This is a genomic window from Actinoplanes sp. KI2 (assembly GCF_025630775.1).
Classification (GTDB): Bacteria; Actinomycetota; Actinomycetes; order Mycobacteriales; family Micromonosporaceae; genus Actinoplanes.
This window is the reverse complement of sequence record NZ_JAOSZE010000051.1, coordinates 17,553-37,742: the sequence shown is the minus strand read 5'-3', so window position 1 is coordinate 37,742 and position 20,190 is coordinate 17,553. Positions and strand designations below refer to the sequence as shown.

Sequence of the window (20,190 nt, the reverse complement as noted above, 5' to 3'; positions counted from 1 at the left end):
CCCCCCTCCGATCCCGCTGACCGCCGAATCGGCGGTAGGGCTAACCCTACTGGGGCGTGTCGACCAGCTCGTAGATGCTGACCGGGCCGTCGGCGTGCCGCAGCACGGCAGACTGCGCCAGCCTGGGCGAGATCGGCCCGACCCGGCTGTCCGCGAAGAGCCAGCGCACGTGGTACCGGGTGCGCAGGGCGGCCACGTCGGCCGGGTCGCCCTCGGCGAAGACCCGCTCGTTCAGGGCGTACCGCTCGGGGTAGGGCGCCGGCTGGTTGTAGTACCGCAGGCCGTTCACCCCGTTGGCGGCCACCGCCTGGTCGGTGTAGGCCCAGCTCTCCACGAGCGCGCGGCGGCCGGTGAGCGCGGACACCCAGAACGCCCGGGCGTCGCACGTCCCCTTCGGGCTGGACCGCTGGCAGTGCACGTTGGTGGCGAGGACGTCGTCGGCGCCGGCGTGCTTGTCGAGCCACTGCGCGGCGGCCATCTCGTCCCGGGTGACCGACGGGTTCGCCCGGCTCTTGGCGCCGTCCAGGGCGTGCGGCAGGTGGGGGGCCATCCGGGCGACGAAGCCGCCGAAGCCGGCGCCGAGCACGGCCGCGAGCAGCGCCGCCGGCAGCGCTCGCCGGGCGCCCGGACCGCGCCGCACCACCAGCGCCACCGCCACCACCACGACCGCCACCCCGGCGGTGAGAAGCACCGGCTCGAGCAGCACCCGGGACCAAGCGCGGGCCGTGCTGTGCGCGGCCGGTGCGGCGAACTTGGGCGCGGCGACCGCCCAGACCGCGCCGGCGGCCAGCCCGCCGATCACGGCGCGCGGGCCGGGGGCCCGGTCGGCGAGCAGCCAGATGCTGAGGATCGTGGCGAACGGGAGCACGCCGATCCAGAAGTAGGACTGGCTGCCCGAGGGGTGCCAGAACAGCCACATCCCGCCGAGGCCGGCCACGGTCACACCGGCGAGCAGCCAGGCGGCCGGGTCGCGCCGGGCCCGGCCGACCACGAGCAGCGCGAGGCCGGCCAGCCGGCCGATCTGCACGAGCAGCCACCAGCCGATCAGCGCGGCGACGAAGACCAGCCCGGACGCCGAGGCGTTGGCGATGCCGAGCGGCATCCTGCCGTCGTTCAGGTCGTTCGCGCCCAAGGTCTCCCGGTACGGCAGCAAGCTGTAGACGATCGACAGCGGTTGCACGGTGAGCGTGCCCGCGCCCCCGCCCGCGAAGGCCTGGTATCCGACCAGCATCGCCACCAGGAGGAGCCCGAACAGCGCGAGGGTGGCGCGCAGCCGCTCGCGGTGCCAGAGGACGATCGCGATTCCGGCCGCGGCGAGCCCGGCCACGACCGGCGGCAGACCGCTCGACTTGGCGCCGGTGATGGCCACCCCGAGGGGGAAGACGAGCGCCCAGGCCCAGCCGAGCGGCCGCCCGCGCAGTACGTCCGCGGCGATCGCCAGCAGCAGCCCGACCAGCGGCAACTGGTAGCACTCCGACGGGCTGAAGTAGGTGATCGAGGTGCCGCCGAGCGCGACGATCGGCGAGCCGAGCACGAGCGGGAGCCCGGCCACCGCGAGCAGGCCGGCGAGCGCACCGGCCCGCCACTTGCCGGCCAGCTGCCGGGCGAGGGCGGCGGCGACCAGCGCGGTCAGCGCGATGATCGGCGGCAGCCAGAGCCGGAGCAGAACGGTCGCCGGGTCGATCTTGGTGATCATCGCGGCGGTCGCCATGTCGGCGTCGGAGAGGAAGTGGTAGTGCAGGGTGTCGCCGGCCAGTTCCGGCACCTGGAACGGCATCGACCGCATCATCTCGCGGACCAGCGCGAGGTGGTACCCCAGGTCCTGGTACCAGGACGCGTCGGCCGGCGGCAACGGCGTGCTGCGCCAGGTCGGGGCGAGCGAGAGCACGGCCAGCGCGATCGCCACCGCGACCGCCCACGACCAGGTCGCCGGCAGCGGTTGCGGGTCGGCGATCCGCCAGTGCCGGCGCAGCCGCGGCACGGCGAGGAAGAGCGCGATGATCAGCAGCGGCCAGCCCGGGAGCAGGACCTGCAGGCCGGTCGCGGCGGCGAGCGCCCAGCCGGCGAGCAGCAGCACCAGGCCGGTGGCGCCACCGAGGCCCAGATCCTCCGGGAGGTTGCCCCGGCTGCCGCGCAGCGCCCGGTGCACGAGCGTGCCGGGCAGCAGCACGGCGACGGCGAAGTAGGCCGCGTACCGGAGGATGTCGACGGGCGGGGTGCCGGTCGCGACCAGCACGGCGACCGTGGTCACGACCGCGATCAGCCAGGGCGCGGCGGACAGCAGCCGACTGGGCCGTGCGGCAGGCGTCGGCGTCACCTCGGCGGGGGTGTCGAGCACGGCCTCGGTCACGGTGCGACCACCGAGGAACACGGTGCGACCACCGACCGAAGGGTGAAGACACTCACAACGACGACTCCCAGGCGCGGCGACAGACCCAGCCGTTGGACAGCGGCAGCAGGAGTTCGATGCTACGCAAGACCGGGCCGGCACCGACCGCGCCAAGGCGGTTACTCAGCGTCAGCCATCCGTCACGCCAAGAATGTAGCCAAACGGACCGGCCCACGGTGCCGCTGAGGTGGACAGAGGCCTTCTACCTTCTTACAGGCTGCTGGACGTCACGACAAACTTTGGGTGAACATAAGGTGAACGCGAGTTATCCTTTTTCACTTCGCCTGGAAATGCCACGGAGAGTGGTTATGCTTCCGGCTCGTACTGCCTGCCGACCCCTCGGAGCTCAATCGTGTCTGAAATCAGCGGATCCTCGATCCTCGTCACCGGTGCCACCGGCTCGTTCGGGAAGGCGTTCCTCAAGTACGCCCTCACGCACCTGGACCCGCAGCGGATCGTCATCTTCTCTCGGGACGAGCTGAAGCAGTACGAGGTCCGCCAGCTGTTCGGCGACGACAAGCGCCTGCGCTTCTTCCTCGGCGACATCCGCGACCGCAACCGGCTCGCGCGCGCGATGCACGGCGTCGACTACCTGATCCACGCGGCCGCCCTCAAGCAGGTCGACACCGCGGAGTACAACCCGTCCGAGTTCGTGGCGACGAACATCAACGGCTCACAGAACGTGATCGACACCGCGATCGACGCCGGGGTCAAGAAGGTCGTCGCGCTCTCCACCGACAAGGCCTCCAGCCCGATCAACCTGTACGGCGCGACCAAGCTCGTCGCCGACAAGTCGTTCATCGCCGGCAACCACTACGCCGCCACCCACCCGACCCGGTTCTCCGTGGTCCGCTACGGCAACGTGATGGGCAGCCGCGGCTCGGTCGTGCCGCTGTTCCGCAAGCTGGCCGCCGAGGGCAAGAGCCTGCCGATCACCGACAAGCGGATGACCCGCTTCTGGATCACGCTCCCCCAGGCCGTGAAGTTCGTGGTCGACTCGTTCGACAAGATGGAGGGCGGCGAGCTCTTCGTCCCGCGCATCCCGAGCATGCGGATCATGGACCTGGTCGAGGCCGTCGCGCCCGGCTCGGCGACCCACGAGACCGGCATCCGCCCCGGTGAGAAGCTGCACGAGGAAATGATCGCGTCCGACGACAGCCGCCGCACCCTGCGCTTCCCGGACCGCTACGTGGTGCAGCCGGTCGTCGCGAGCTGGGGCTACCAGGAGCCGGCGGGCGGCGAGGAGGTCGCCGACGGCTTCAACTACCGCTCGGACAACAACGACCTGTGGCTGAGCATCGAGGACATGCGCAAGCTCATCGGCGAGGAGAAGTGATGCTGCCGTACGGGCGGCAGTCGATCGACCGGTCCGACGTCGAGGCGGTGGTCGAAGCCCTCGGCAGCGACTGGCTGACCACCGGCCCGCGGGTCGCGCAGTTCGAGAAGGACATCGAGGCCGTGGCCGGCGCGCCCGCGGTCACGGTGACCAACGGCACGACCGCGCTGCACACCGCGTACGCGGCGGCCGGCGTCGGCCCCGGCGACGAGGTCGTGGTCACCCCGATGACGTTCGTCGCCACCGCCTCCGCGGCGGCGATGCGCGGCGCCACCGTGGTCTTCGCCGATGTCGAGGACGAGACGGCCAACCTCGACCCGGCCGCCGTCGAGGCCGCGGTCACCGACCGCACCCGGGCCATCGCCGCGGTCGACTACGCCGGCCACCCGGCCGAGTACGACGCTCTTCGCAAGATCGCCGAGCCGTTGGACGCGGTGCTGATCGGCGACGCCGCGCACGCGATCGGCTCGACGTACCACGGCCGGCCGGTCGGCACGCTCGCCGACCTCACCACCTTCTCGTTCTTCCCGACGAAGAACCTGACCACCGCCGAGGGCGGCGCGGTCGCCTCGACCCGGCCCGACCTGCTCGACCGGGCGCGCACCTTCAAGAACATCGGGATGGTGCGCGACCAGGACAGGCTGCGCCGGACGGACGAGGGCGGCTGGTACTACGAGGTGCAGTCGTTCGGGGAGAACTACCGGCTGCCCGACGTGCTGTGCGCACTGGGCAGTTCGCAGCTGAGCCGGCTCGCCCAGTTCAAGGCGAAACGGCAGTACCTGACCGCCCGCTACGACGAGCTGCTCGCCGACGTGCCCGGCCTGCGCCTGCCGGTCCAGCGCGAGGGCGTCGACCCGATGCGCCACCTCTACCCGGTGCGCGTCCTCGACGGCCGGCGCCGCGAGGTGTACGACCGGCTCCGCGCCGCCGGGATCCTGGTGCAGGTCAACTACATCCCCGTCTACTGGCACCCGGTCTTCGAGGACATGGGTTACCGGCGCGGTCAATGCCCGGTGGCCGAGCGTTTCTACGCTGAGGAGCTGTCCCTGCCGCTCTTCGTCGACCTCACCGACGACGATCAGGATCGCGTCGTGGAGGAGCTGCGCACCATCCTCGGGAGCTGACCGGGTGCACCACGCCAACCACTTCTACGGCCACGCGCACGTGCTGGCGGAATACTGCGGCCTCGATCCGGAGCACCCGCCCCGGATCGAAGGGTACGTGCAGCACGGCTGGAACGTGCTCGACGGGCTCGGCATCGGCACGCCCTACCTGCCGGGAAAGCCGATCTTCGTGTGGTCCGAGCAGACCCGGCGGCGCGCCTGGTCGATGGGGCGCCGCCAGGCCACGGTGATCGGCGCCCCGTTCCTCTACCTGCTGCGGTTCGCGCCGCCCCCGCCGGAGCCGGCGACCCGCGCGGGCACCATCTGGTACCCGTTTCACGGCTGGGAGAGCCAGCAGGTCAAGGGCAGTCACGCGCGCCTGATCGACGAGATCAGGGCGACCGAGACCGGCCCGCTGACGTTCTGCCTGTACTGGAACGAGTACCGCAACGACCGGGTCCGCGCCGAGTACGAGAAGGCCGGCCGGGTCGTCTGCCACGGCTACCGCGGCTTCATGTGGCAGGACACCGACACCCGGTTCCTGCACAACCAGCTCGATGAGCTTCGAGCACACCAACGTGTCGCGTCCAACCGGCTGAGCAGTGCCGTCATGTACGGCGCGGCGGCGGGCTGCGAGCCGGCCGTCTACGGTGACCCGATGCATCTGGAGCGAGAGGACCGGTCCACCGCCGAGCGCATCCGCCGGCAGTGGCCCGAGCTGCACGGCAAGCACCCCGACCCGGCCGAGGCCCGCCGGTCGGCGCTGGCCGAGCTGGGCGACGACTACCTGGCCTCCCCGGCCGAGCTGCGCACGATGCTGGGCTGGGCCCCGGACCGCGTGGCGGTGCCGGCGTGATCCGGCTGATCGGCGGCGAGATGCCCGGCTGGTCCGAGGACCACCCGCCGGCCGGTGGCGCCCTGTACGGCTACCTGGCCGAGCAGCTCCCCGCCGGGTCGAGCGTGCTGGTCGCCGGCCCGCACGAGGACGCGCTGATCGATGCGCTCGCCGCCCGCGCCACGGTGACCTGCCTCGTCCGCTCGCAGCCCGAGGCCGAGCGGCTCGCCGCGCGCGGCCTCGACGTGCTCTGCGGGACCCTGACCAAGCTCACCGACACCGACCGCTGGGACGCGGTGGTCGCGCTCGACGGTCTCGGCCGGCTCTGCTCGGTCGAGGGCCCGCAGTACGGCTGGGCCGAGTGCCTGCAGGTGCTCAAGCGGGCGCTGCGCCCCGGCGGCGCCCTGCTGCTCGCGGTCGAGAACGAGCTGGGCGTGCACCGGCTGGTCGACCCGGTGGCGGCGACGGCGACCCGGGCCGACGACGCGTGGCGGCCGCTCGGCGAGTTCGACGACAGCAAGCCGGGCACCCCGGGCCGGCTGATCGCCGGGCTCGACGCCGAAGGGCTGGCCGTCGACTGGCTGGGCGCGGCGTGGCCGGAGCCCGGCTCGCCGACGATGATCGCTACCCCGGACGCGCTGCGGGACGGCCCGGCCGGCGCCTTGGCGGCCGCGGTCGCGAGCGCGGTCGGCACGGCGTACGCGAACCGCGGTGTCCTTTCCGATCCGCGGCGGCTCGCCGCCGCGGCCGTGCGCAGCGGTCTCGGACCGGAGCTCGCGACCGCGTGGCTGGTGATCACCCACCGCACGCCCGGCCCGGCTCCGGCACTGCGGCCGCCCGCGGTGCTGCTCGGCGACGGCCCGGTGCTCGAGGTGACGCCCGGCCCCGACGGCGGGTGGACGCGGCATGTGCTTCGCGAGGTCCCCGGCCGTGACACCTCGGCACTCGACGGACCCTGGCCGGCCGGCCGGCTGCTGGAGGAGCTGCTGCTCTCCGCCTGCCTGCGGCACGACCTGCCGACCGTCCGGCGGTTGCTCACCGGCTGGATGGCGGCGCTGCCCGGCGCCACCGCCGACAACGTGGTGGTCGACGGCGACACGTACGCCCGGCTCGATCCCGGCGTTCCGGCCCGGGACGACGCCTTGCGCGGCTTCGCCACGATGTTGCTCACCGGCGGGTACGCCCACCCGTGGCCCGCCGCCACCGACCTACGGACGCTGACCGCGATCCTGCACGGCGCCGCCGGCCTGCCCGGCGACGTCCCGGCGATACCGCCCGGCGAGAACCCGCCGGTACCGGACTCCCGCCGCGAACAACTGGAGCAGCTGCGTTCCCTGCGGCGCCGGCTCGCCGACGCCGCCGCCCGCGCCGAGGAGTACGAACGCGAGATCGCGAAACGAGACGCGGAATTGACCAAGGCGCGTGCCCAAATTGCCACCTTCAGCGGTAGCTTCGGCTACCGCATGGCGAAGCTTGGGTATGGCGTAGCACGGAAGGCACGTCAGCGGGTCCGGAAAAAGGCATAGCCTCCGAAAAGGATACATAATGACATCCCTCGGCATCATCCAGGCGCGGATGGACTCGTCCCGCCTCCCCCGCAAGGTGCTGCTCAAGCTGGGCGGCCGGTCCGTCCTCGAGCGGGTCGTCCGCAGCGCCCAGGCCAGCGGGGTGCTCGACGAGCTGGTCGTGGCCACCACGACCGAGGCGGCCGACGACGCGATCGTCGCCGAGTGTGCCGCGATCGGCGTGGCCTGCCACCGTGGGCCGGTCGACGACGTGCTCGCCCGCTTCCTCGGGGTGCTCGACCAGCACGAGAGCGACATCGTGCTGCGGTTCACCGCGGACAACCCGCTGATCGACCCGGCGATCATCAACCGGGCACACCGGGTCTTCGTGGCCTCCGGCGCCGACTACCTGAGCACCTCGCTCGCCCACACGCTGCCGCGCGGGCTGGACGTCGAGATGGTGCGCACGCCGGTGCTGCGGCAGATCGACGCGCTCGCCACCGAGTACCACCGGGTGCACGTGACGTCGTACATCTACACGCACCCGGACGACTTCGACGTGATCGGGCTGACCCTGCAGCCCGACCTGTCCCACCTGCGGCTCACGCTGGACACCGAGGACGACTGGAAGCTGATCTCGGCGGTCGTCGAGCACTTCGGCGACGAGCCGGTCGAGCTCAAGACGCTGGCCGCCTGGCTGGCCGACCGGCCGGACCTGCTCGAACTGAACGCCCATGTGCTGCAGAAGGCGCTCGTACAGGCATGAGCGACGGCACCCGGGTGGGCGCGGGACCCGAGGGCGGCTCGGTGTGACGATCGTCGGCATTCGCTGCGACGCCGGTGCCCGCACCGGCGTCGGGCATCTGGTCCGCTGCGTGGCGCTCGCCGAGGAGCTGGTCGCCCGGGGCGCCGGGGTCCGGTTCCTCAGCGACCTGGGCGGCGTCGCCTGGGCCGAGGCCCAGCTCGACCGGCGCGGGCTGCCCTGGCACCCGCCGCCGTTCGACCCGGTCGGGCTGGTCGCCGCCGTCGAGCGGTTGGAGATCGACGCGCTGGTCGTCGACTCGTACACGCTGCCCGCGCCGCACAGCGCGGCGGTGCGCAAGACCGGGCGGCCGGTGCTGGCCATCGTCGACGGCGACTTCCGCGGGCAGAGCGCGGACATCTACGTCGACCAGAACCTGGACGCGCGGATCGACGTCGAGGACGCGATCGGGCTGGCCGGCCTGGAGTACGCGCTGCTGCGCTCGTCGGTGCGGTCGCTGCGACCGGCGACACCGCCGGCGCACCACTGCGGGCGTACGCCCAAGGTGGTGGCCTTTTTCGGCGGAACCGACGCCTACCGCGCGGCGCCGCAGGTGGCCGCGCTGCTCGCCCGGACCGGCGTGGGTTTCGACGCGACGATCATCGCGGCGAACGCGGAGCTGCACGCCGAGCTGAGCGCGATCCCGGCCGGACCGGGCCAGCGCTTCGAGATCATCCCGCCCACCGACGACCTCCCCGGGCTGCTCGCCGGCGCCGACCTCGCGGTCAGCGCCAGCGGCACCTCCACCTGGGAGCTGCTCTGCCTCGGGCTGCCGGCCGCCCTGGTCTGGGTGGTGGACAACCAGATCATCGGGTACGACCGGACGATCGCGCGCGGCTACGCGGCCGGCCTCGGGCAGCTGGGTCACCTCGGCGACGACGCGGTGACCACCCTCCGGACGCTGCTCACCGATGCGTCGCTCCGCACCGGGCTGGCCGCCCGGGCGTGGGCGGCCGTCGACGGGCGCGGCGTGGAACGCGTCGCGGAGGCGTTGCTCAAGGCGGTGTGACCGTTCAACGCTGCGTGACCGCTCAGGGCTGCGTGACCGCTCAGGGCTGCGTGACCGCTCAGGGCTGCGTTACCGCGATGACCACCTTGCCGACCGCGTGCTGCTCGACCGCCTCGTGCGCGTCGGCGATCCGCTCGAACGGGTAGCGCAGGATCGGCAGCCCGGCCTCCTCCCCCACCCGGAAGGCGCCGGCGTTGACCGCCTCGGCCACGGCCGCGACCGCGTTGTCCTTCTCCTCGGTCGAGGTCGTGTAGGTCAGCACGAAGTCGAGGCTGACGTTCTTGAGCATCGCCTTGAAGCTCGGGATCGTCACCTCGCCGCCCACGTAGATCCCGATGTTGCCGCCGGGGGCGACCGCGCTCAGGTCGGCGCGCAGGTTCTCGGTGTTCACCTCGACCACGATGTGTGCGCCGCCGGGAGCGATCTCCTTGACCCGCGCGGCCAGGTCCTCCTCGCGGTAGTTGATCACCGCGTCGGCGCCGGCCGCGGCGGCCAGGCCGGCCTTCTCCTTCGAGCTCACCGTGGTCAGCACGGTCGCGCCGGCCCACTTGGCCAGCTGGATCGCGGCATTGCCGACCGCGCCCGCGCCGCCGGCGACCAGCACCGTGCGGCCCTCCAGCGCGCCCGGCTCCAGCCGAGCCGGGCCGTCGCTGGCCAGGGTGAGGCAGCGGTGCGCGGTGAGCGCCGGGATGCCGAGCGCGGCGCCGACCTCGAACGGGACGTCGTCGTTCATCCGCACCACCTGGCGGCGTGGCAGCACCACATACTCCTGGGCGGTGCCGTTCACCCGGCCGTAGCCGGCGTCCCACACCCAGACCCGATCGCCCGGCTCGAGGCCGGTGACGCCCTCGCCGACCGCGTCGACCACGCCGGCGCCGTCCTGGTTGGGCACCCGGGGCGGGGCCACCCCGTCGGGCACGCCGCGACCCGCGCGGGTCCCGGTGTCGGTCGGGTTGACGGCGGACAGGACGATCCGGACGCGAACCTCACCGTCGCCGGCGGGCGGGATCTCCCGCTCGACGATCTGCAGGACGGCGGCGGGCCCGGGCTCTTCGAAGACGGCAGCACGCATGCATCACACATTAGGCCGGTAGCTCGCGGCGCATGCCGAGCCGCGGCCATCGATCGAGTCCATGTTCCGCCTCGGCCGCCCGGATCCGCCGCAGCCCCGGCGTGAGCTCGTCGTCGGCGAGCCGCCGGAAGCCGAGGCGCTCGTAGTAGGGGGCGTTCCAAGCGACTTCCGCGTACGTCGTGAGCGTCAACGCCGGCGCGCCCCGCTCGCGGGCCCACCCCGCGACGTGTTCGATCAACGCGGAGCCGAGGCCCCGCCGCCCGTACTCCGGAACCACCGAGACCTGCTCCACATGCACGTTCCCGTCCACCCACTCGGCGATCAGATACGCCACCGGCGCACCGTCCGGCCCGTCGACCACCCAGGCCCGGCCGTCCCGCACGTACGGCAGAAGCTCCTCGACGGTCCCCGGATCGTCCTGCGCCACGAAGTCCATGCCGACGTCGGCGAAGATCCGCCCGGCCGCCTCCTCGATCGCCACCAGGCTCGCGGCGTCCTCGTCCCGCGCCGGCCGGATCATCCGTCCGCCAATCGCCGCCGGCACACGCCGACGTGCTCCTCGACCGCCGTCGCCAGCCGCGTCGGCACCGTGGACCCCAGCGCCACGACGGCGTCCGCGCTTGCCGCCTCGCGAAACGCCGCCGGTAGCCGCGAGGCCAGCTCGTCGATCCGCTGGACCGTCCGATCCGGGTCGAGGCCGTTCTGCGTGGCGAAGGCCCGCCAGTGCCGCCCGGTGATCGCCTCCACCCGGTACTCGGACGCGACCTTCATGGCCAGCCGCAGCCGGGGCAGATACATGTCGTCGTACGGCAGGCTGCTCGCCACGTCATAGAGCGGCGCCAGCCGGGTCTGCCCCCGGACCAGCAGGATCGAGTAGTTCTTGGCGTGCGCGTCGGTGCCCGCGATGAGCCAGTTCAGCGCGAGCGCGTCGACGAACCGATCGACCTCCACCGTGGCCACCGGCACCCCGACCGCGCGGCGGACCAGCGCGACGATCTGCTCGGGCGAGGGCCCGCCGTCGCTCTGATATTTGCCGGTGGGCGGCAGCCCGAGCGCCTGGCACATGTCCTCCTGGTGGATCCGCCCCACCTGCCCGTCGCCGAGGGGATAGCGGTCGTACCGCTCGACCACGATCGCCCGCTCCGCGCCGAACGACGTCACCCGCGAGATCGCCGCCCGCAGCCCGGCGATCCGCGCCGCCCGCAGACAGAGGTGCTCATTGAGGTCGTGGTCATCGAACCCGGCAATGGCCGGCTTGAGGATGTGGGTGGTCGGCACCGCCCCCGACGGGTCGCCCCACGCGCCGGTCGCACCGTCGTGGTGGAGCGCGGTCTTGGCCTGCGCCCCGGCCAGGCTGAACTGACCGGTACCGGCCAGATGCCAGGCCGACGGATCGCGTCGCAGCGTCCGGAGCCGCTCGGCGATCCGCTCCTCGGTCAGCAACGCCACCGCGCCGGTCCGGGCGAGGATGGCCTCCACCCGGTCGGATCGGACGAACTGGACCGCGCCCGCGCAGTCCTCACCGACGTGGGCGAGCAGCGCGAACGGATTCCCGGGCGAGACCTGGAAGTCCCGGCCCCAGCGCTCGAGCACCCCCTCGTTGTCCGGCAGGAGGCCCTGACAGAAGGCGCGGACCGTCCGAGGGTCGTGGCTGCCGGCGCTGAGCGGCAGCGACAGCGAGATCGGCAGCGCGTCCGGCGACTCGCGATAGGCGTCGTCGTAGGCGAACGACAGCGCGCCGCCCTCGCCCTGCGACAGGACCCCGACCGCCCGGCCGCCGAGCAGCACGGTCAGCGCGCGGCTCACGGCTCACCGCCGAGCGAGTCGAGGTAGCGGTCGAGGTCGAACTCGGGCGCGGGCTCGGGGCGGCAGTCCAGGTACAGCCCGAGAGCGGCGATCACCCGGAAGACCAGCCCGACCTCGACGGTGGGCTTGCCCTGCTCGAGGTCGGACAGCCAGCGTCGGCTCACCGTCGCCCGGGCGGCCAGGTCGCCCTGGCTGAGGCCGACCGCCCGGCGCCGGTCGCGCAGATAGCGACCGAGGTCCTCGGCGTTGCTCAGGCGCATACACCCCTCCCTGCGTGTACGTACGTGCACATCCTCGCTCCTGCGCACGTACGTGCTCATAATAGCCGCTGCGCGCGTACGTGCACACCACGACTCCGGTGCGCGTACGTGCGCGATCCCCCGGCGTAGGGTCGGCTCATGGCCGTCGATGACACGCTGCTCCGCTATCACTCGGCGCGGGGTCGCTGGGTCCTGCTGGCCACCGTCCTCGGCTCGAGCCTGGCGTTCATCGACGCCACCGTGGTCAACATCGCGCTCCCGTCGATCGGCCGGGACCTGCACGCCGACGCGGCCGGCCTGCAGTGGACGGTCAACGGGTACGCGCTGAGCCTGGCCGCGCTGATCCTGCTCGGCGGCTCGCTCGGCGACCGGTACGGCCGCAAGCGGATCTTCATGATCGGCATCGCCTGGTTCGCGCTCGCCTCGCTGCTGTGCGGCCTCGCACCCACCATCGAGCTGCTGATCGGCGCCCGGGTGCTGCAGGGCATCGGCGGCGCGCTGCTCACCCCCGGCGCGCTGGCCATCCTGGAGGCCTCCTTCGAGCCGGGCGACCGGGCCCGCGCGATCGGCGCCTGGTCCGGCCTGGGCGGCATCGGCGGCGCGTTCGGCCCGTTCCTCGGCGGCTGGCTGGTCGAGGCCGGCAGCTGGCGGCTCGTCTTCCTGATCAACGTGCCGGTCGCCGCGCTGGTGCTCGGGGTGGCCGCCCGGCACGTGCCGGAGTCCCGCGACCCGGCCGCGGCCCGGCGCTTCGACGTCGCGGGCACCGTGACCGGCGCGATCGGGCTGGGCGGCCTGACCTACGGCTTCACCGCGTGGCCGATGCGCGGTCCGGGCGACCCGGTGGTGTGGATCTCGCTGGCCGTCGGCGTGGCCGGACTGGTGGCGTTCGTGCTGGCCGAACGACGCTCGCCGCAGCCGTTGGTGCCGCTGGAGATCTTCCACCACCGGGCGTTCACCGGCGCCAACCTGGTCACCTTCCTGGTCTACGCGGCCAACGGCGGCATCTTCTTCCTGTTCGTCATCAACCTGCAGGTGGTGGCCGGGTTCAGCCCGCTGGCGGCGGGCACCGCGATGCTCCCGGCGACCGGGCTGATGCTGCTGCTGTCGGCCCGCTCGGGCGCGCTCGGCCAGCGCATCGGCCCGCGGATCCCGATGACCGTCGGGCCGCTGATCTGCGCGCTCGCCGTGCTGCTGATGTCGATGATCGGGCCGGGCGCGTCGTACCTCACCGACGTGCTGCCCTCGGTGATCGTCCTGGGCCTGGGCCTGTCCACACTGGTGGCGCCGCTGACCGCGACCGCGCTCGGCTCGCTCGACGACGCGCACGCCGGCATCGCCTCGGGCGTGAACAACGCCGTGGCCCGGGCCGCGAGCCTGCTCTCGGTCGCGATCCTGCCGCTGGCGGCCGGGCTGGGCAGCGGCAGCCTCACCGTGGCCGGCCAGCTGCACGCGGTCTACCGCAACGCGATGCTGATCTGCGTGGCCCTGATGGTCGGCGGCTCGGCACTGGCGTTCCTGCTCATCCCGAACCGGGTCACCAAGCCCACGCCGCCGCGCAGCTTCTGCGACCCCTGCTCCCCACCGGTGCAGGCCCGGGCCCTCAGTAGTGAGCGATAACTCGCCGCCCGGGGCCGTCCACGGTCATCCGGCCGCCGTACGGCAGCACCCACTGCGGCGTCGTGTGACCGAAATCGACACCGAAGACGGCCATCGCCGACGGGTTGTAGACGCCTAACGCGCGCAGCACCGCATCCCGCTGCTCGTCCCGATAGCGGGCGCGATCGGCCTGGGCCGGCCGGTTGCCGATGTTGCTGGCCTTGGCCGTCGCCACCAGCACCGCCGGGAACTGCTCGAGGAGGCCGCGCTCGCCCGCATTGCGCAGCATCCGGAACACCTCCTCGGCCGACGGCAGCTCCTCCGAGGTCTCCAGCAGCAGAATCGTGCCGGCGTACGCGTCGCTCGGCTTGATCCACCGGTTCGCGGCCAGGTTCCAGTGCAGGATCTCCAGGTTCCCGCCCCAGGTCGGCCCGGTGACCACCCGGTCGGCCTGGTGCCAGTGGAACCCCGGGCTCGGCACGCTCGGCGCCGAGCCGGTCAGCGATGCCGGATCGGCCCAGCTCAGTTCCTCGTCGCTGAACTCCGCGACCGGCTTGATCTCCAGGTCGACCGTCTCGAACAGCGCCGCCCGCAGCGAGGCGAGGTGCTCGGGGTCGACCCCGGCGCCCCGCGCGAGGTGCACCATCGTCGACCCGCCGTGGTAACCGGGCACCCCGTGCAGCCAGAGCCAGTTCAGCAGGTTGGTGTTGTCCGAGTAGCCGAAGTACGGCTTGGGGTCGGCAACGAACGGCGCGGGATCGAGGTGCGGCAGCACGGTGATCTGGTCGCTGCCGCCGATGGTCGCGAACACCGCCCGGATCGACGGGTCGGCGTACGCGGCCATCAGGTCGGCGGCGCGCTCCTCCGGCGAGCCCTGCTTGGCCGTGGTCGGAAACTCCACCGGCACCAGCGAGAGCAGCTCGCGAAGCCGGCGCATGGCGAGATCATGGGTAGCGGGGTAGACCGCCGGACCCGCCCACGAGGGAGACACCACGGCGACCCGATCGCCCGGCTTCAATTTCATGGCGGGAACGCTACTAGATCATCCCTGCTCGCAGGGCGTACGCGACCGCGTGCGACCGGTTCCGCAGCTTGAGCCGGTGGGTGACCCCGTAGATCACGTTCTTCACGGTCCGCTCCGAGTAGCACAGCTTCCCGGCGATCTCGTTGGTGTCGAACCCGTCGGCCATCAGCCGCAGGACGTCGATCTCCCGCGGGGTCAGCCCGGACGCGTTCAGCCCGCTCGGCGCGAGCACGTCCCGCTGCATCCGGTCGACCTGCTTGAGCAGCTCGCCGACCAGGTTGGGGGGAAGGACCCCGCCGCCGGCCGCGGCCGCACGCACGCTGTGCGCGAGCCGCTCGGTGGTCACCGCGGAGCGCGGCAGGATCGCCACCACCCGGCACTCGACCGCGGTCATCAGCTCGGCCTCGGCGACCTCCTGGCAGACCAGCACGATCGGCGCGCCGGTCTCGGCGCCGGCCCGGCGCAGCGCGGCCACCACGTCCGGGGTGAGCCGCTCGGCCGCCGCCACCAGCACCTCGGCGTCCGCGCGCTGCTGCGGGCGGAGCACCGTGATGTCGCCGCGGAACTGGAGCAACGCGGCCAACCCGGCATGGCTGACCGGATCCATCGCCTGCAATGCGACCCTGACCTGTTCCACGGCTTGCCCCCTCCCTCAGCGCCCTCCCAAGGCGGACGTGGAGCAAGTGTCGGAGAAGGTTCTTCAGATAATCTTCAGAGATCCTTCATCCCGGAACAGAGGTCGATAGACCAGTTCAGCAGAGGTGTGTTTCGACTCGGAAGGGCTGGCGAGGAGAACTGCCCGTCCGTGCGGTTTGTGTTATCCATTGACACCCGACCCGTCTCCGGTGAAGTTGGGTTCACCGATCCGGGAGGACACGTGCCAGAGGCTCTGCGCGCCAGCGTGCTCGGGCCGGTTCGCGCCTGGGTCGGCGAGCGCGAGCTCGACCTCGGCGCGGCCCGTCAGCGAGCGGTGTTCGCGGTGCTCGCCGCGCACGCCGGCCGGCTGGTCGGCCGGGACGAGCTGATCACCGCGATCTGGGGCGACTCGCCGCCGGCGACCGCGGCCGGCAGCGTCTACACGTACGTCTCGGGGCTGCGCCGGGTGCTCTCCCCGGGGCAGCTGACCAGCGCCTCGGGCGGGTACCTGCTGCGGGTCGAGCCCGCCGACCTGGACGCCGGGCGGTTCCAGCAGCTGCGCGCGCGGGCGGCCGAGCTGCTGGCGGCGGGTGATCATCGCGGCGCCGCCCGCCGGCTCGAGGAGGCGCTCGCGCTGTGGCGTGGCGACGCGTACGCGGCCCTCGCCGGCCCGTTCCTGGAGCTGGACCGGCAGCGCCTGGCCGAGCTGCGCCTGGCCACCGCCGAGCAGCGCGCCCGGATCCTGCTCGACCTGGGCGGCGACGACGGCCTGATCGCCGAGCTGACCGGCCTGGTCAAGGACAACCCGCTGCACGAGCCCCTGCACGAGCTGCTGATGCTGGCCCTGCATCGGGCCGGCCGGCACGCCGAGGCGCTGGAGGTCTTCCGGGCCGCCCGCCGCACGCTGGTCGCCGAGCTCGGCATCGAACCGGGCCCGGCGCTGCGCGAGCTGCAGCGGCAGGTGCTGACCGGCGCCCCGGAGAAGGGCGCCCCGGACAAGCCGGAACCGGTTCGCACGGTCGTGCCGACGGCGGTCGCCCGGGCCCTGCGCGACGGCCTGGCCGCCCGCGACTGGTTCGGCCGGGAGTCCGAGATGGATCAGTTGCGCGGCCTGGTGCGGCAGCTCGCGGCGGGCAGCGGCGGCGCGGTCTGGATCGAGGGCGAGCCGGGCATCGGCAAGACCGAGCTGCTCACCCACGCGTTCGCCGAGGCGGCTCGCTGCGGCTGCCGGGTGGCCTGGGGCGCGGCCGACCAGCTCGGCTCCCGGGTGCCGCTGCAGGTGCTGTCCCGCGCCCTGGGCCTGGAGTCCGCGTACCGCCGCCCGCACGGCCCGCTGGCCGAGCCGGACATCGCCGAGGACCAGATCGTCGCCGCGGTCCGCGCCGCCTGCGCCGCCGCGCCGCTGATCCTCATCGTCGACGACATGCAGTGGGCAGACTCGGTCACCCTGCGCGTCTGGGAGCGGCTGCGCGGCCTGGTCGCCCGGTTGCCGCTGCTGCTGGTCGCCTCGTCCCGGCCGGGCGACCGGGCCGCGCCGCCGGACGTGCTGCGGCTGCGCCCCCTGCGGCAGGCCGAGCTCGACCGGCTGGTCGCGGCGCTGGTCGGGGCCCCGCCCGGGGACAACCTGCGGGCGCTGGTGGCCCGCGCGGGCGGCAACCCGCTGTTCGCCCGCGAGCTGGTCGGCGCGCTGCGGCAGCGGGACGTCATCGAGGTCGCCGGTGGCCGGGCCGACATCGGCCCGGAGGTGACCGTCGAGCCGCCCCGGACGCTGATGGCCGCCGTGCACGCCACGCTCGACCTGCTCTCCGGACCGACCCGCGAGGTGCTCCGGCTGGCCGCGCTGCTCGGCTCGGAGTTCTCGGTCAGCGAGGTCGTGGCGGTGACCGGCCGCTCGGCCCTGGACCTGGTCGGCGCGCTTGAGGAGGCGCTGGCCGCGAGCGTGCTGGTGGACAGCGGCACCGACCTCGCGTTCCGGCACGCGTACCTTCGGCAGGCGCTGGTGGAGAGCGTTCCGCCGGCGCTGCGGGCCGGCCTGCACCGGCACGCGGCCGAGGTGCTGGCGGCCGGCGGCAGCGCGGTGACCCGGGTGGCCGAGCAGTTGGTGGCGGAGACCCCGGCGGTGGACACCTGGGTGCTGACCTGGCTGCTCGCGCACCTCGCCGAGGTGGTCCGCCGGGCGCCGCAGATCGCCGGCGACCTGATCCGCCGTACGCTGCGCACCGACCTGCCCTCGGCCGCCCAGCGCGGCGTCCTGCTGGTGGCGCTGGTCCGGCTGGAGTTCCGCCGGCAGCGGTTCCCGATGACCGAGGCCGAGGAGGCGATGAGCCTCGCCACCGACGCGGGCGACCGCGCCGAGATGCGACACCTGCTGGCCACCATGCGGCACCGCAAGGGCGAGGAGGCCGAGGCGGTCGCGATGCTGCGGGAGGCGGTGGACGACCCGCGGGTGCCGGAGATCTGGCGCACCCGGCACCGGGTGCTGCTGGCCAACTTCCGCCGCGGCGACCTGGACGACCTCGACCGCGCCGAGCGCCGGGCCCGGGACGTGCATGCCGAGGCGGTGGCTGCGGGCCAGCCGTACGAGACGGCGTTCGCGTTGCAGACGATCTGGCTGACCAGCTCGATCCGGCGCGACCACGAGCGCGCGCTGCGCCACGTCGACCAGGCGCTGGACGTGGTGTCCGGCCGCGCCGAGCTGGCCGGCACGTACTTCGACCTGCTGGACAACCGCCTGTTCTCGCTGCAGAACCTGGACCGCCTGGACGAGGCGCAGAGCACGTTGCGCCGGGCCGCCGAGTTCGCGGCCGCGCACCGGCTGCCGGCCGGCCTGCAGGTGACGACCGCGGTGCAGGACTACTGGCTGGGCCGGTGGGACGAGGCGCTGGCCGAAGTGTCGGCGGTGACCGAGGACGGCCCCGGCATCACGCGGCACGGCATGCGCGAGCCGGGCGCGGTGACCATGCTGCTGCACGGCGTGGGCGCGCTGATCGCGCTGCACCGGGACGCGCGCGACCTGGCCGCCGCGCACCTGGACGCGGCCGACGCGGTGCCGGCCAGCGAGGCGGAGCGGGAGAACTGCGACTTCCTGCTGGTGGCCCGGGCGCTGGCGGCCGAGCAGCTGGGGCGCGACGCCGAGGCGCTGGAGGTGCTGGCGCCGCTGCTGCAGCCCGCGTACGCCCCGATGATGTTGCGCCATCAGTGGCTGCCGGACGTCATGCGGCTGGCCCGGCGGCTGGCCAGGATGGACGTCGCCGAGCGGGCCGCGGCGATCTGCGCGTCCGAGGCCGCCCGCGAGGTGCGACCGGCCCGGGCGCACGCCGCGCATCTGCGCTGCCAGGCGCTGCGCAGCGGCGATCCGGGGCCGGCCCGGGCGGCCGCCGAGCACTACCGGCAGGTGGGTCGCCGGTTCGAGCTGGCGGCCGCGCTCGAGGACGCGGCGACGCTCGGCGGCGAGCGCCCGGACGAGGCGTTGCGCATCTACACCTCGATGTCGGCGCGCTGGGACATGGCGCGGACATCGAGAGCTGTCGTTTAATCACGGCAGCAGAGGCCCGAATTCCCCTGCGTCACACTGCTCCACGTGCGTTTCTGATTGATTTTGGTGGAGGACCTTGACAGTAAAAGTTTGATAGTGCGTGAATGTGTTTCCAGGCGGTTACTCCCCGATGTCTCATCACCGCTAAGGAGCTCGTTCATGACCACATACCGGGGCCTCGTGCGCCCTGCGACCATTACCCTCGGTGCGGCCCTGCTGATGCTCAGTGCCTGCGCCAAGTCCGAGGACACCTCGTCGAACACCCCGGCGGCACCGGCCTCGGGCGCCGCTCAGGTGGTGCAGTCGGCCGCTCCCGGAGCCGCCACCTGCACGATCAGCCAGTACGGCGGCACGAAGATCGATCTCAAGACGGCCAAGGTCGGCTTCTCCCAGTCGGAGAAGGAGGCCAACCCGTTCCGGATCGCCGAGACCCAGTCCATCAAGGACGAGGCGGCCAAGCTCGGCATCACCCAGCTCACCACTTCGAACGCGAACTCCCAGTTCAACAAGCAGATCAGCGACGTCGAGCAGATGATCGACTCGGGCGTGCAGCTGCTGATCATCGCGCCGCTCAACTCGGACGGCTGGGACTCGGTGTTCGCCAAGGCCTCGGCGAAGCACATCCCGATCGTCACGATCGACCGCAAGATCAACGCGTCGGCCTGCAAGGACTACCTGACCTTCATCGGGTCGGACTTCGCCCAGCAGGGCAAGCGCGCCGCGGACGAGATGGCCAAGGCGATGGGCAACAAGGGCAAGGTCGCGATCCTGCTGGGCGCGCCCGGCAACAACGTGACCACGCTCCGGACCAGCGGCTTCAAGGACGAGATCGCCAAGGTCGCGCCGGACATCAAGATCGTTTTTGAACAGACGGGCAACTTCGCCCGCGAGGACGGGCAGAAAGTCACCGAGCAGCTGCTCCAGTCCAACCCGGACATCAACGGCATCTACGGCGAGAACGACGAGATGGCGCTCGGCGCGATCACGGCCCTGAAGGGCGCCGGCAAGAAGGGCGGCGACGTCAAGGTGGTGTCGATCGACGGCACCAAGGGCGCCGTGCAGGCCATTGTCGACGGCTGGGCCTCGGCGGTCATCGAGTCCAACCCGCGCTTCGGGCCACTCTCCTTCGCCACGGCGCAGAGCTTCTTCAACGGCGAGCCGGTCGGTCAGGACGTCATCATCCAGGACCGGCAGTACGACGAGAGCAATGCCAAGGCGGACCTCGGCAGCGCGTACTGACTCACCCGCACAAGGCGGCGGTGCCGGAGGTCGTACGGCACCG

Annotated in this window: 16 protein-coding genes; 9 read left to right on the top strand and 7 right to left on the bottom strand. The window is 72.7% G+C overall.

Going from position 1 to position 20,190, the window contains the following annotated elements; translation table 11 throughout:
• Window positions 1-46: 46 nt before the first annotated feature.
• Window positions 47-2,350 (bottom strand): hypothetical protein, encoded by a 2,304-nt coding sequence (locus ODJ79_RS38990; protein WP_263028726.1) that lies wholly within the window; start codon window positions 2,348-2,350, stop codon window positions 47-49.
• Window positions 2,351-2,741: 391 nt separating this feature from the next.
• On the opposite strand from ODJ79_RS38990, the gene pseB reads away from it, so the two are divergent.
• Genes pseB through ODJ79_RS38960 form a run of 6 tightly spaced genes read left to right on the top strand, consistent with a single transcriptional unit; the run spans window position 2,742 to window position 8,979 of the window.
• Window positions 2,742-3,725 (top strand): UDP-N-acetylglucosamine 4,6-dehydratase (inverting), encoded by a 984-nt coding sequence (pseB, locus tag ODJ79_RS38985; protein WP_263028725.1) that lies wholly within the window; start codon window positions 2,742-2,744, stop codon window positions 3,723-3,725.
• A complete protein-coding gene (locus ODJ79_RS38980) occupies window positions 3,725-4,849 on the top strand; it encodes a DegT/DnrJ/EryC1/StrS family aminotransferase (RefSeq protein ID WP_263028724.1) in 1,125 nt (374 codons plus the stop codon). The genes pseB and ODJ79_RS38980 overlap by 1 nt, the downstream gene beginning before the upstream one ends.
• A 4-nt stretch (window positions 4,850-4,853) precedes the next feature.
• On the top strand, window positions 4,854-5,684 hold the full coding sequence (locus ODJ79_RS38975; RefSeq protein WP_263028723.1) for a hypothetical protein: 831 nt from the start codon (window positions 4,854-4,856) through the stop codon (window positions 5,682-5,684).
• Window positions 5,681-7,189: a hypothetical protein gene (locus ODJ79_RS38970; protein WP_263028722.1), complete on the top strand. Its 1,509-nt coding sequence runs from the start codon at window positions 5,681-5,683 to the stop codon at window positions 7,187-7,189. Before ODJ79_RS38975 ends, ODJ79_RS38970 begins: the two co-directional genes overlap by 4 nt.
• Before the next feature lie 19 nt (window positions 7,190-7,208).
• Complete coding sequence (locus ODJ79_RS38965; RefSeq protein WP_263028721.1) at window positions 7,209-7,934, top strand: glycosyltransferase family protein; 726 nt, start codon at window positions 7,209-7,211, stop codon at window positions 7,932-7,934.
• A 43-nt stretch (window positions 7,935-7,977) separates the two neighbouring features.
• Complete coding sequence (locus tag ODJ79_RS38960) at window positions 7,978-8,979, top strand: PseG/SpsG family protein (protein WP_263028720.1); 1,002 nt, start codon at window positions 7,978-7,980, stop codon at window positions 8,977-8,979.
• Between the two features lie 58 nt (window positions 8,980-9,037).
• On the opposite strand, the gene ODJ79_RS38955 is transcribed toward ODJ79_RS38960, so the two are convergent.
• From ODJ79_RS38955 to ODJ79_RS38940, 4 genes are read right to left on the bottom strand one after another with little or no spacing between them, the layout of a single operon-like run.
• Window positions 9,038-10,051, bottom strand: coding sequence for an NADPH:quinone reductase (locus ODJ79_RS38955; protein ID WP_263028719.1), 1,014 nt, complete (start codon window positions 10,049-10,051; stop codon window positions 9,038-9,040).
• 10 nt (window positions 10,052-10,061) lie between these two features.
• Complete coding sequence (locus tag ODJ79_RS38950) at window positions 10,062-10,571, bottom strand: GNAT family N-acetyltransferase (RefSeq protein WP_263028718.1); 510 nt, start codon at window positions 10,569-10,571, stop codon at window positions 10,062-10,064.
• Entirely contained in the window at window positions 10,568-11,857 is a 1,290-nt protein-coding gene (locus tag ODJ79_RS38945) for a type II toxin-antitoxin system HipA family toxin (RefSeq protein WP_263028717.1), read from the bottom strand. Before ODJ79_RS38945 ends, ODJ79_RS38950 begins: the two co-directional genes overlap by 4 nt.
• Window positions 11,854-12,117, bottom strand: a complete 264-nt coding sequence (locus tag ODJ79_RS38940) for a helix-turn-helix transcriptional regulator (RefSeq protein WP_263028716.1) — start codon at window positions 12,115-12,117, stop codon at window positions 11,854-11,856. The genes ODJ79_RS38945 and ODJ79_RS38940 overlap by 4 nt, the downstream gene beginning before the upstream one ends.
• A 138-nt stretch (window positions 12,118-12,255) precedes the next feature.
• On the opposite strand from ODJ79_RS38940, the gene ODJ79_RS38935 reads away from it, so the two are divergent.
• Window positions 12,256-13,734 (top strand): MFS transporter, encoded by a 1,479-nt coding sequence (locus tag ODJ79_RS38935; RefSeq protein WP_263028715.1) that lies wholly within the window; start codon window positions 12,256-12,258, stop codon window positions 13,732-13,734.
• Here ODJ79_RS38935 and ODJ79_RS38930 read toward each other — a convergent pair.
• Together ODJ79_RS38930 and ODJ79_RS38925 are read right to left on the bottom strand one after the other, a co-directional pair.
• Window positions 13,718-14,737 (bottom strand): S66 peptidase family protein, encoded by a 1,020-nt coding sequence (locus tag ODJ79_RS38930; protein WP_263028714.1) that lies wholly within the window; start codon window positions 14,735-14,737, stop codon window positions 13,718-13,720. The genes ODJ79_RS38935 and ODJ79_RS38930 overlap by 17 nt on opposite strands.
• 13 nt (window positions 14,738-14,750) lie before the next feature.
• Entirely contained in the window at window positions 14,751-15,374 is a 624-nt protein-coding gene (locus ODJ79_RS38925; protein ID WP_263028713.1) for a response regulator transcription factor, read from the bottom strand.
• Between the two features lie 240 nt (window positions 15,375-15,614).
• Here ODJ79_RS38925 and ODJ79_RS38920 point away from each other — a divergent pair, with 240 nt between their 5' ends.
• Both ODJ79_RS38920 and ODJ79_RS38915 read left to right on the top strand, forming a co-directional pair.
• Window positions 15,615-18,908 (top strand): BTAD domain-containing putative transcriptional regulator, encoded by a 3,294-nt coding sequence (locus ODJ79_RS38920; protein ID WP_263028712.1) that lies wholly within the window; start codon window positions 15,615-15,617, stop codon window positions 18,906-18,908.
• Window positions 18,909-19,067: 159 nt separating this feature from the next.
• Window positions 19,068-20,147 (top strand): ABC transporter substrate-binding protein, encoded by a 1,080-nt coding sequence (locus ODJ79_RS38915; protein ID WP_263028711.1) that lies wholly within the window; start codon window positions 19,068-19,070, stop codon window positions 20,145-20,147.
• Window positions 20,148-20,190: the final 43 nt, after the last annotated feature.